This is a genomic window from Aromatoleum toluolicum (assembly GCF_012911005.2).
Taxonomy (GTDB): Bacteria; Pseudomonadota; Gammaproteobacteria; order Burkholderiales; family Rhodocyclaceae; genus Aromatoleum; species Aromatoleum toluolicum.
Genome location: NZ_WTVS01000106.1, coordinates 1 through 12,569 on the forward strand (window position 1 = coordinate 1; position 12,569 = coordinate 12,569).

The 12,569-nt window shown below is 69.2% G+C and carries 7 protein-coding genes; 3 read left to right on the forward strand and 4 right to left on the reverse strand.

Annotation, left to right across the window (positions count from 1 at the left end):
- Window positions 1-16: 16 nt before the first annotated feature.
- Window positions 17-3,109 (reverse strand): bifunctional diguanylate cyclase/phosphodiesterase, encoded by a 3,093-nt coding sequence (locus GPA27_RS26225; RefSeq protein WP_169143377.1) that lies wholly within the window; start codon window positions 3,107-3,109, stop codon window positions 17-19.
- A 413-nt stretch (window positions 3,110-3,522) separates the two neighbouring features.
- Here GPA27_RS26225 and GPA27_RS26230 point away from each other — a divergent pair, with 413 nt between their 5' ends.
- Entirely contained in the window at window positions 3,523-3,879 is a 357-nt protein-coding gene (locus GPA27_RS26230; RefSeq protein WP_169143378.1) for a DUF2249 domain-containing protein, read from the forward strand.
- Between the two features lie 45 nt (window positions 3,880-3,924).
- Here GPA27_RS26230 and GPA27_RS26235 read toward each other — a convergent pair whose 3' ends face one another.
- The 3 genes from GPA27_RS26235 to GPA27_RS26245 are packed head-to-tail and all read right to left on the reverse strand — an operon-like array spanning window position 3,925 to window position 7,810.
- Entirely contained in the window at window positions 3,925-5,346 is a 1,422-nt protein-coding gene (locus tag GPA27_RS26235; RefSeq protein ID WP_169143379.1) for a B12-binding domain-containing radical SAM protein, read from the reverse strand.
- On the reverse strand, window positions 5,343-6,548 hold the full coding sequence (locus GPA27_RS26240) for an aminotransferase class I/II-fold pyridoxal phosphate-dependent enzyme (RefSeq protein WP_169143380.1): 1,206 nt from the start codon (window positions 6,546-6,548) through the stop codon (window positions 5,343-5,345). The genes GPA27_RS26235 and GPA27_RS26240 overlap by 4 nt, the downstream gene beginning before the upstream one ends.
- Window positions 6,545-7,810: a glycosyltransferase family 9 protein gene (locus tag GPA27_RS26245; protein WP_256223124.1), complete on the reverse strand. Its 1,266-nt coding sequence runs from the start codon at window positions 7,808-7,810 to the stop codon at window positions 6,545-6,547. The genes GPA27_RS26240 and GPA27_RS26245 overlap by 4 nt, the downstream gene beginning before the upstream one ends.
- Window positions 7,811-8,100: 290 nt before the next feature.
- Here GPA27_RS26245 and GPA27_RS26250 point away from each other — a divergent pair, with 290 nt between their 5' ends.
- Together GPA27_RS26250 and GPA27_RS26255 are read left to right on the forward strand one after the other, a co-directional pair.
- Window positions 8,101-9,510 (forward strand): diguanylate cyclase, encoded by a 1,410-nt coding sequence (locus GPA27_RS26250; RefSeq protein WP_169143381.1) that lies wholly within the window; start codon window positions 8,101-8,103, stop codon window positions 9,508-9,510.
- Window positions 9,511-9,887: 377 nt separating this feature from the next.
- On the forward strand, window positions 9,888-12,365 hold the full coding sequence (locus GPA27_RS26255) for a cytochrome c3 family protein (RefSeq protein WP_246261503.1): 2,478 nt from the start codon (window positions 9,888-9,890) through the stop codon (window positions 12,363-12,365).
- Window positions 12,366-12,569 lie beyond the last annotated feature (204 nt).

Sequence of the window (12,569 nt, forward strand, 5' to 3'; positions counted from 1 at the left end):
AGCCCCTTCAGCCCCTTCAGCCCGCCACCAGCGACAGACCCTCGCGGCTGGCCCGCGATCCCCTGCGGCGCAGCAGCCCCTCGAAGGCTTCCGCGCGCAGCGGCTTGGCGATTAGGTAGCCCTGCAGGTAATCGCACCCCCGCTCGCGCAGGAAATCCGCCTGCGCCTGCGTCTCGACCCCTTCTGCGACCACCTTCAGGTCGAGGCTGTGCGCCATGTTGATGATGGCCGCGACCAGGTGCGCGTCGCTGCGGTCGTCGGGGCAATCGCGCACGAAGCTGCGGTCGATCTTGACGATGTCGACGGGAAAGCGCTTGAGGTAGGACAGCGATGAAAACCCCGTCCCGAAATCGTCGAGCGAATATGCGACCCCCTGCTCCTTCAGCACACGCATGCGCTGCTCGGTGGCGCTGTTGGCATCGACCATCACCGACTCGCAGATCTCCAGCGTCAGCGCCCCCGCCGCCACCGCATAGGCGTCCATCACCTCGGCGACCAGCTCGGTCAGCGCCGGATCGCGGAACTGCACCCCCGACACGTTGACGGCCAGATGCGGCAGGGCATGGCCGAGCAGGCGCCAGGCGTGCATCTGGCGCACCGCCTCGCGCAGCACCCATGCGCCGATCGGCACGATCAGGCCGCTGTCCTCGGCCACGGGCACGAAATCGGCGGGCGACACCGCGCCGAGCTGCGGATGCGCCCAGCGGATCAGCGCCTCGGCGCCGAACAGTTCGCCGCTGTCGGCAACGACGATGGGCTGGTATTCGAGGGTGAATTCGCCGTGCGCGAGCGCCGCGCGCAGGTCCGTCTCGATCTGCATGCGCCTGAGCGCGTCGCATTGCATCTCGCGCGCGTAGAAGTGGAAGCGGTTCTTGCCGTTCTGCTTGGACTTGTACATCGCGATGTCGGCGTTGCGCAGCAGGCTGTGCACGTCCTCGCCGTCGTCCGGGAATACCGTAATGCCCATGCTGCCCGAGATCTGGTGTCGCGTGCCCGCCAGCGCGATTGGATCCTCCAGCACACCCAGCACCTTCTCGCCGACGGTGCGCAGGTCCTCGGGGTCGTGCAGCTCGCCGACCACGATCGTGAACTCGTCCCCGCCCAGGCGCGCCACCGTATCCTGCTCGCGCACGCAGCCCTTCAGGCGGCGCGCGACCTCGACCAGCAGCTCGTCGCCGACGTCGTGGCCGAGCGTATCGTTCACCCACTTGAATCCGTCGAGATCCAGGAACAGCAGCCCCGCCTTGCAGCCGTTGCGGCGCGCATTCGCGAGCGTGCGGTCGAGGCGGTCGTACAGCAGGCTGCGGTTCGCCAGCCCGGTCAGCGCGTCGAAGTTGGCCTGGCGCCAGATCTCGTCCTCGTGCTGCTTGCGCTCGGTGATGTCGCTGAACATCGCGACATATTCGACGACCCCGTCCCCCTCGCCGCGCACCGCCGACATCGTCAGCCATTGCGGGTAGATTTCGCCGCTGCGGCGCCGGTTCCAGACTTCCCCCTCCCACTCCCCGTACGTCTTCAGCGCCGACCACATCGCGTCGTTGAAGGCGTCGTCCTGCCGTCCGGCGCCGAAGACCGTCGCCTTACGGCCCAGCACTTCCTCGGCCGCGTAACCGGTGATGCGACAGAAAGCAGGATTCACCGAAGTGATCGTGCCTTGCGCGTCCATCGTCATGATGCCCTGGCTCGACGCCGAGAACACCACCATCGCCTCGCGCATGCGCGCCTCGGTCAGGCGCCGCTCCGTGACGTCCTCCACCGTGCCGACGCAGCGCGGCGGCTCGCCCGGCAGCGCGATGCGCTTGGCGATCTCGCGCACCCAGCGCACCTCCTCGCCGAGAAGCACCCGATGTTCGATATCGAAGGGCTCGCCGGCGATCACCCGCCTCCACGCCCTCTGCACCACCGCGCGATCGTCGGGGTGCACCGCCTCCTGCAGGGCCTGCCACGACAGCCGGGAATCGGCCGGCAAACCGAAAAGCCGGCGCGTCTCGGCCGACAGTTCGAGCTTCGGTACCTGCGGCAGGTAGACCCAGCTCCCCACGTGCGCGATCGCCTGCGCGCGGTTCAGGTCGGCGGTGCGCTCCTCGACCAGGGTTTCCAGCTCACTCTCGTGCGCCTTCAGTTCCTCGAGCAGGCGCACGAGGCTCGCCGCGAGATCCCCCACCTCGTCGTTACCGAAGTACCCCGCACTGAAGCCCTGCCGCGGCAGCCCGGTCAGCGCGACCGCGCGCGCCACGCTGGCCAGCTCCTCGATGCGGCGCGTCTGCGCGCGTGCGAGCGCGCGGCTGGCCGCACCGACCAGCAGGATCGCAACCAGGCCCCATGCCACGTGCTCGGCGAGCAGCGCCTCGATCGGTCGCTCGAACACCTCGGCATCCATGCTCACGCTCACCAGCAAGGGGGCCGCCAGGGGCAGCCCGGGGTTCACCGCATGCGAACTCGACACCAGCCGCGTGGAATTGCCCGGAAAACTGCGCTGCATGACCATGCCGCCGCCCGCGGTCAGGGCCACCGCCGTCAGGCCGTCGTCGTGCAGATCGAAGGGCGAACCGGCACTGCGCAACCACTGGCTGAGATTCGCCTCGAACACCAGCGCCCCCTCGAAGGTGCCGGTGGCATTGACGAGGATGGGGACCGCGACGCGCAGCACGGCATCGGCGTCGGCGTCGAGCCGCTCGATCGCGGCATGGGTTTCGCCGCGCAACACCTTTTCCGCCAGCCATGCCTCGCCACGGAAGCTCCGCGGCGCCTTGCGCGCAGCGACGGGCTCGCCGCGGTAGTCGGTCACGACCAGGTTGTAGTCGATGGATACCGGCAGCGTGTGCCGGGCGAGGAAGGGCCTCAGGTAGGCGTCGCGGCCCTGCGAGTCGAGCAGTGCGTTCGACAGCAGCGGCTGCGCGGCAAGCGCGGCCAGTTCGCGATGCGCGAGGTCCAGCGTGCGCCCGATGCGGTCCGAAACGGAACTGGCGATCTGCGCGAGGTGCCCCGTGGCAATTCCGTGCACCAGGGTCCGCGCATTGAAATACGACAGCGCCGCCATCACGACCACGACCAGCGTGGTCAGCGTCGCGCCGTACAGGGTATAGCGTCCGCGCAAGCCCAGACGCATGCGTTTCCGCGCATCCGGCACCCGCGGCGCCGACCGGCGACTAGCGCGCATCGCCCCCTCGATGACTTTGGCATGCACACGCAAGACCACCCCGCATGCCGCGGCTGCGCACAGCGATAATCCCCTTCGCCTCCGGCCTCCGGCACCCGCAAGGACTTCGCCCAGGTCGCTTCATCCTCTTTGCTCAAATATGTTCTTGTTTTATCTAAAGATAACACACGGAACAAGAACCTGCGCATTGTCATATCGCGTGCAACCGGCGGCACCTCCCCGCCACCCCGCGACCACGATTCGATTCTTGTTCTGGCTCAAGGCGCAGCCCCCCGGCGCCCCCTACGATCGGAACCCTGCGGCACCCCTTTTTTTTTGCCCATTCTCAGCACTTTCGCCGCCCCAACCCGGAGACCCGACTCATGAGCGAGCTGCCCATCCTCGACAACACCATCTTCCCCTTCGACGCCCGCGGCGTGGCCAAGCGCTTCCGCCACGCCGCGATCTTCGGCGCCCTCGAATCGCTCGAGGACGGCGAGACGATGCGCTTCGTGAACGACCACGATCCGCTGCCGCTGCTCGGCCAGATCCAGCAGCGTTACGGCTCGCAGGTCGCGATCGCGTATGTGGCGCGCGAACCGGGCAACATCGTCATCGACTTCCGCATCCAGCTCCAGGCGCGCGAATCCGAACCCGCTGCGGCACCGGCACCGGCCCGTCAGGGCGGCGGCTGCGGCGGCGGTGGCGGCGGCGGCGGCTGCGGCTGCTCCGGCCACTAAGCCGGTTTTCGGGCCCGGCCGCGCGCCGGGCTCATTCGCAAATCTTCAGGCGCCGCGCAGCAGATAGGCCAGTGCGCCGGGCGCGCGCGCCAGCCCGGTCACCGACAGGTAGTGCCGCCAGTGGCGCGCGAGGTGGCGCGCGACGAATCCCGGGCGCAGGTAAAAGGTCCGGTAGAAGCGGCGCTGCAAGGCCGTCAGCGCGGCCGGCGGAATGCGGCTGCAGCTACTCGCCGGCGTCAGGTAGTGGTATTCGGCACCGTGCGTGCGCAGCTGCTGCGGCAACTCGCCCCACAAGGGCACGTCCGGATACGGGCGATAGATCTGCATCTGCAGGTAATCCGGGCTGATGCGCCGCGCCAGCGCCAGGGTATCCGCGGCATCGCCCTCGGTCTCGTCCGGCATGCCGACCATGAACAAGGCCACCGAGCCGATACCGGCCCGATCCAGGCGTTCGAACGCCGACTCCGTCGCGGCGACCCAGCCCGCACCATCCGCAGTCTTGCCCAGGCGCTCGATCAGCCGCGCCGAACCGCTGTCGACCCCCACCTTCAGCAACACCGCACCGGCCGCCGCGGCCGCGGCCACCCGCTCCTCGTCGAGCTCGTCGGGACGCGCATTCGCCATCCACGGCAGCTCGACGCCGCGACGCACCAGTTCGTCGGCCAGCTGCAGGAAGCGACCGCGATGCACCAGCAGCGAATCGTCCTCGAAGGCGATCGCCTGCGCCCCGGCGGCCTTCAGCGCAAGCACCTCGTCGACCACGTCGCCGAGCGAGCGCACCCGCAAGTCCCGTCCGACGCTCTTGCGCACGATGGCCGTGCAATGGCGGCACGGCCGCGGACAGCCCCACGCGGTGAGCACGTAGCCCCAGCGTGCCGCCGGCCGCCCGCGTACCGGGAACGGGAACGCATACGCCTTCAGCGCATCACGCCCGAAGCGCGGCCGTGGCAGCGCATCGGGCGCGCCCACGAGCACGACTTCGCCCCCGTCCATGCGCAAGCGGCATTCCTCGCGCAGGGCCGCAAGCTCCTCGCCTGCCAGCACGCGCTGCGCTAGGCGCACCGCCTCCTCCTCGGGTTCGCCCGCCACGGCAAGGTCGTAGGCCTCGCTCCAGCCATGAAACCGCGTCCGCGCGACGTGCTGCACCTGCTGCCCGACCGCGATCGTGACGACCCCGGCCGCGCGCAGCGCCGCGGCGACGCGCACCGACTCCTCCAGGCACCAGGTCACGCCACGGATCACCGCGACACGCGGCTTCAATGCCAGCACCCGCGCGACGAACGCGTCGACGGAAAAGTCCCCCAGCCAGCCATCGAGCAGCGGCACCGCGACCTTCAGGGCCTCCTCCAGCCCGGCCTGCACGTACATCAGGTCGAGCGCCGGATGCAGGTGGCGCGGATGCCCCGTATGGCGCCCCGCCTCGCGGTCGACGCGCAACACGACGACGGGATGTCCCGAACCGGTCATGGGAGTTCCTCCGCAAGGCGCCGAAGAATGGCGGCCGTGCGCCGCAGGCGCCCCTCCGAAAGCCCGTCGTAGAGGGGGATCAGCACCGCCTGCGCCGCCGCCGTCGCGGCACCGGGACAATCGGTGTAGCCGAGCATCGCCGCGGTGTCGTCCATCACCTCCCCGCCTATGCCCAGGTCCAGGCCGTGCCGCTGCGCCGCGACACGCAGGGCGCCGATGTCGCCCTGAAAGCGCGCGACGAAGTTGTAGAACGCCGGCCGACCGAAGTCGTCGCGCCGCTGGGTGACAAAACGTGGCGGCAGGCTGCGCGCGAGCACCTCCCACTGCGCATCGAGCCGCCTCTGCCGCGCCTGCGCCCGCTGCAGCTTGCGTAGGCCCAGCCGCGCCTGGAAGCCGCTGAACGCAGCCGCGGTGCCGCGCACCCGGTCATGCGCCTGGCGATAGAGGCGGTCGAAACCGCCGCCACGGCGCGCCGAAAACATCAGGCGCGCGGCGATCGCGTACGCAGGGCTGCGCACCGCAAGCTCTTCCACGCACTTCAGCAGCATCTTGCGCACCGGCGGCCACTCGCGTCGGGCGCGCCCGGCCAGGCGCGCCCGCGTCGCGGCCACCAGCGCCTCGTCCGCCGTCGTCAGGACGCCACCACCGAACGCCGCCACCGCCTTCGTCGCCTCCAGGCTGAACAGCGCGGCGCGGCCGAAACTCCCGGCCGGACGGCCGTCGATCGACGCCCCGAACGCATGCGCGCAGTCCTCGACCACCGCAATGCCGTGCGCATCGGCCAGGGCACAGATGCCGCGGATGTCGCACGGCGCACCGAGCAGATGCACGACGAATATCGCGCGCGTGCGCGGCCCGATGCGCACGGCGACGCTGTCGGCCGTCATGTTGAAGCTCGCCGGATCCACGTCGGCCGGCACCGGCACGATGCCGCGCGCGCGGATCAGCGGAACCAGTTCGCCCAGCGTGTAGGCCGGGATCACCAACTCGTCGCCCGCACCGAGCCCCAGCCCGTCCAGGATCAGGCCGAGCGCATCGCGGCCGCTCGCGGTCGCGATCGCATGCGGCACGCCGACGGCGTCGGCGAAGGCGCGCTCGAAGGCCGCCACCTGCGCCGCCGTGGCGTCGGCCGACCCCCACGGCGCGCGCAACGCCTCCGCGAGATCGCCCCACTCCAGCGGAATGCGCCGGCGCGGTATCACGCCCCGACCCCGGCCAGATCGTCGCACGGCGACAGCCGCGCCGGCCGCGCATCGAGCACGCGGCACAGCGCACCGAACACCTCCGCGACCGAGATCCGCTGCATGCACTGGTTATCGGTGCAGCGCGTGCGCCGCTGATTGCCCGCATTCACGCACGGCGAACAGGCCAGCCCGGCACTGATCACGGTCGCGTCCCCCAGCGGCCGGAACAACACCGGCGTCTCGGGCCCGAACAGGGCGATCACGGGCAGGGCCGTCACCGCGGCGAAGTGCGCGGGGCCCGAGTCGTTGCTGACCAGCGCGGCGCCGAGCGTAAACAGCGCCGGCAATTCGCCGAGGGCGAAGTGCCCCGCGATATCGACGCAGCGCACATCCCCGACCTCGGCCGCGATCGCCGCGGTCGTCGCGCGGTCGTCCTCGGCACCGATCAGCAGCACGCGCACCTCCGCATGGCGTGCGAGCGTCGCGCGCACCAGCGCGACGAAGTGCGCCTGCGGCCAGCGCCGTTGCGGCAGCATCGCGCTCGCGTTGGCATTCACGAACACGATGCGCTCGTCGCCGCCCGGACAGCCCCCCAGGCGGGCCAGCCTGTCGCGCACCGCCGCCAGCTCGCCCGCGTCCAACTCGCGCCGACGCACGCGCGGCACCAGCATCGCTGCCGGCAGGCGTGGCGCAGGCGGCACGTCCTCGGCGAACAAGGCCTCGACCAGCATCAGGTAATTCTGTGCCATGTGCAGCTGCGGATTGAAGGCAAGCGGATGCGTATACAAGTCGCCGCGATACAGACCAACCCCTTCGAAGCGATGGAAACCCGCGCGCCGGCGCACACCCGTCAGCAGGCACAAGGCCGCGGTCAGGCGCGAGAACAGCTCGAGATCGACAAGCGCATCGATGCGCGCCCGGCGCACGTCGCGCAGGAAACGCCAGGCATCCGCCGCCAGCACGCGCAGCGACCCCGTGCGGATCACGAACACCCGCTCGGGCGGCACCGTACCGGCAATCGCGAGGCTGTCGCGATTGTGCGCAAAGGTCAGGCAATACGCCTGCGCACCGCTGCGCGCCGCCAGCGCCCGCATCGCCGGATCGGCAAGCACCATGCTGCCGGATTCGGCCAGCTGCACGAAGAGCACGCGGCGCACCGCCTGCTCCTGAGCCCGCGTTCGCCACCGCGCACGCGCCGCCCTGCGCATTCCCGACAGCGCGGCACACAGCGGCACGCCGAGCCAGCGGTCCATGCGGCGCATCGCCTCAGGGCCGGGCACGGCCGCTCCCCCGACGCAATTCGCCGTTCCGCCGCGTCATCTGCGCCGGCCTCGGATACATGTCGAGGACATGCGCGCAATCGGATGAAATACGCATACAAACGGGCAATTCAGGAGATGTCGAACGGAGCGGACTATACCGCGCTTTGTTCCCGCCGTCGCCTGCCGCCACAGGCCGAATACACGTGACCGGAATCACGCCAAATACACCCCGATCCCGCTAGAATGCCGACGATCGCAAGCCATTGTCGGGAGTGCGGTTATTGTTCACGCACTCGGAACTTGGTCGAATGAGCGAAACCCTGGTCACAACGGAAACCCCGGCGCGCGACGCCCGCGCGTCGCTCCTGCACTCGCTCGTTGCCCAGTCGCCGGCGCTGATCGCGATTCGCGGCAACGACGGCACCTACCTCTACGCCAACGAGGCCTTCGCGCAGATCCTGCATATCCCCGCCGAATCGCTGCCGGGCCGGCATGAGGACGACGTGCTGCGCACCGCCGGCGCCCCCCGCGTCCTGCGCATCGGCAACGGCGCATCCGCCGAGGTCACGCACAGCGAAGAAGAAGCCATCGTCGGACTGCGCTCGCGCCGCTTCCTCATCACGCGCTTCCCGCTGCGCGCGGGCGACGGCGAAATCATCGCAGCGGGGATGATCGCCACCGAAACGGGCGCACGCACCGGCACCATCGCCAACCCGGCCGAGTACGCCGAGGCGCGCCACGCCGAGCTCCTGCACGCCCTCGAACAGATGGAGCGCCTCGCCTACACCGACCGGCTGACCGGTGCGTGGAACCGCCGCCATCTCGAAGACGCCGCCCTGCTGGAAATGTCCCGCGCCGAACGTCACGGCCATTCCGTCTCCCTGCTGGTGCTCGACGTCGACCACTTCAAGGAGATCAACGACCAGCTCGGCCACGCCGTCGGCGACTACGTGCTCGTCGAGCTCGTCCGCTGCATCCGCAGCGACATCCGCCGTGCCGACACCGTCACGCGCTGGGGCGGCGAGGAATTCGTCGTGCTGGCGCCCGACACCGCCCTGCGCGAAGCGGAACAACTGGCCCAGAAGCTGTGCGCGCGCGTGGCCGAGGCGCAGCTGTCGAGCGCACGACCGGTCACCATCAGCGTCGGCGTCGCCGAATACCACAGCAGCGAAGGCTTCGAGCACTGGCTCGCGCGCGCCGACCGCGCGATGTACCGGGCCAAGGACAGCGGACGCAATCGCGTCGTCTCCGACCCCTATTCCGCCTTCGCGAGCGACGGCACCCGCCTGGGCAGTTCGCCGGTCGAGCTGGTGTGGCGCGACAGCTACCGCAGCGGCAACGCGCGGGTGGACCACCAGCACCGTCAGCTCTTCGAACACGCGAACCGCCTTCTGCATGCGGTGATTTCGCACGCACCACGCGCGGAAGTCCTCGAAGCGATGGAAGTCCTCGTCGAGGACATCACCGCGCACTTTGCGGAAGAAGAGCGGCTGCACGACGCCATCGGCTATCCCGCCCGCGTGGCGCATGCCGCCGAGCACGAACACCTTCTCGCGCAAGCGACCCGACTGTTCGAGCGCGCCCGGCAGGACACCGAACTCCCCATCGCCGAGGTGTTCCAGTTCCTCGCCTACGACATCGTCGCCCAGCACCTCGTCGGCGCCGACCGGCAATACTTCCCCTACCTGGAAACGCCTCCCGCCTCCGCAGCGCGGTAATCCGCGCGTAGCGTGCACAACGGATACGTTTCGGCGCTTTGCATTCACCCGGCCGTACCCGATAATCGGCGAAAAGAACGAGCCTTGCACAAGCAAGCGTGACTATCCGTCCTTGCCCGCCGGGCCCGGGGGAACTTGCAACCCCGACTCGGCGTCGACATGGGGCCGGTCGATTCGGACCCGCGCTGGATGGCGTGCGGGCAACCCAACGGTCAACGCACACCCGACAGACGATGAACGAGCCCATCAACGATGGCCCCTCCATCGGCCAACCGCCAGCGCGGAACAGCCGAGCTTCCGCTACCGCGGTATCCGCGGTCCGGCACGCCGGCCACACCCCGCACCGGGTTGTCGCTACCCGCCACTGGGTTCGCGCATTGCAGCGCACCGCACTCGCCCTGCTCGCGATCGCCTGCATCACGCCCGCCTCGGCCCAGCAGTCGAAGATCGCCAACACCAAGCACAACCTGTCCACATCCGGCTCCGGCACGGTCAAGGCCAACACGGAAAGCCAGATCTGCGTGTTCTGCCACACGCCTCACGCCGCCAATGCGAGCGCGCCGGCGCCGCTGTGGAACCGCGAACTCTCCAACGCAACCTACACCCCCTACACATCGAATTCGCTCGACGCGCAGACGATCTTCGGCGCGCTGTCGCAGCCGGGCGGCAGCTCCAAGCTGTGCCTGTCCTGTCACGACGGCACGATGGCGATCGGCACGGTCGGCGTTCTGGGGGGCAACACCAACGTATCGGTGACGATGAGCGGCACCGACGCGGGCAAGATGCCCGCCGGACCCCAGGGCGCCACCTCGGGCTTCACGCGCAATCTCGGCGTCGACCTGCGCAACGACCACCCGATCTCGTTCACGTTCAACGACACGCTGGCCGCAGCCGACGGCGAACTGCGCCGCATGGACGCACAGCAGCGCCACCCCCCTGCCAGCGGCAGCGTGATCGGCATCCGCGGCCCCGGCCTCAAGCCCTTGCTGCCGCTGCAGCCGACCGGCACGGCTGGAGCCGGGCAGGTGCAATGCACCACCTGCCACGACCCGCACCTCGACGTGTCGAAATTCCTGCGCCTGAACCGCTTCCAGAGCGCCAACCCGGCCGGCGGCGCGTTCAATGCCGCCTCCGACCAGATCTGCCTCGGCTGCCACGACAAGCTCGGCACCGCCTGGTCGCAATCCTCGCACGCCTCGCAGACGATCGCCGACGAGCAGTACAAGACCGACTCCGCGAACCGCCGGGAATTCCCGACGACGACGCAGGTCTGGCAGGCGGCCTGCCTCAACTGCCACGACACCCATGCCGTGCAGGGCACGCGCCGCCTGCTGCGCGAAGGCGTGAGCGGCGCGACCGGCGGCACCGGCGTCGGCAGTTTCATGACCGGCTCATCGGCCGCGCCCAACACGGTCTCGGCGATCGAGCAAACCTGCTATCAGTGCCATACGACCGCGGGCGAGAGCATCATCGGCACCGCCACCGGCACGGTGCCCAACATCAAGACCGACTTCAGCCTGCTGCGGCACATGCCGATCACGACCGCAGAACAGAAATCCGGCGTCGAGAGCCACGACATCAAGGACCGCAACTTCGCCGAAAACCGCGAGACGCTCGGCCAGATCGACGTCAACAACCGCCACGCCGAATGCACCGACTGCCATAACCCGCACCGCGTCACGCGCAACAGCGTGTTCAACCTCACCGGCACCGACCAGCGCACCCACGTCCCGGGCGGCACGAATGGCAACATCGCGTCGGGCGCGCTGCGCGGCACCTTCGGCGTCGAACCGGTCTATGGAGCGCGCAGCTTCTTCGCACTGCCGAACAGCTTCACCGAGAAGAGCGGCGATGGCGGACAAGGCGCCGCCACCGCCGTCACCAGCCCCTGGGTCACGCGCGAATACCAGGTGTGCCTGAAGTGCCATTCCGATTTCGGCTATCCGGACGACAATGTCTATCCGAGCGGCATCCGGCGCCCCGAACTCGGCGCGCCCGGCACGCCCTCCGGCAGCGCGGTCACCGAAAGGAACAGCTACACGCGCTACACCAACCAGGCGCGTGAATTCCAGGCGCCGATCACGCACCAGGGCGCCCCCGGTAGCGTCGGCACCGACGCGGGTGCCGGCTACAACACCAACAACCATCGCTCCTGGCATCCCGTCATGGCGAGCACCGGGCGCACGACTTCGCTGCGCAACAACGCCAGCGCCAACTCCTGGCTCGCACCGTGGAACACCAGCGTCGGCACCAACACGATGCATTGCACCGACTGCCACGGCAACGCCACCGCGGCCGGAACGATCACACCGACCAGCCCCAACCCCTGGGGGCCGCACGGCTCGACGAACAACTTCCTGCTGAAAGGCCCCTACAATTCGAGCAGCGGCAGCCCGGACACCGGCGCCCTGTGCTTCAAGTGTCATGCGACCGTGTATGCCAACGGCGGCGGGACGACAGGCTTCCGCGGCGGCGGCCGGGGCGACCTGCACTCCTACCATCGTGAAAAGATCGGCAGCATGCGCTGCAACTGGTGCCACGTCGCCGTCCCGCACGGCTGGAAGAACAAGTCCTTCCTCGTGAACCTCAACGACGTCGGCGCCGAGGCCGGCCAGGTCGGCAGCAAGGAAGTGGCGACCAACGGCAATTCCTCCAACTACAGCGAAGGGCCGTACTACCGCCGCGCCAAGCTCAAGATCGTGAACTTCCGCCAGAACTCGGACTGGTCCGACACCGACTGCGGCTCGGCCGGCAAGGCGGTCGGCGACCGCATCGCCAACAGCCAGGGCGGAACCAGCAACACCTCCGGCACCGGCAAGGACTGGATGACAAACACCTGTTCCAACCCGCCGTAAGCCTCACCCGGCGCAGTGCCTCAGCCGCGCCGGGCTGCCACCGCGGCGACTGATCCTCGTCAACAAGTCGCATGACGACTGTTGATAGAGTGCGCACACCTTTCCCGGGCCACCCGCGAGCGCCTTGCTTGCGCGGAATGCGGCCCCGCCGCAACCGCAGCGGTGTGCACACTCCGAGTCGTCGCCATGACCACGAACACATCC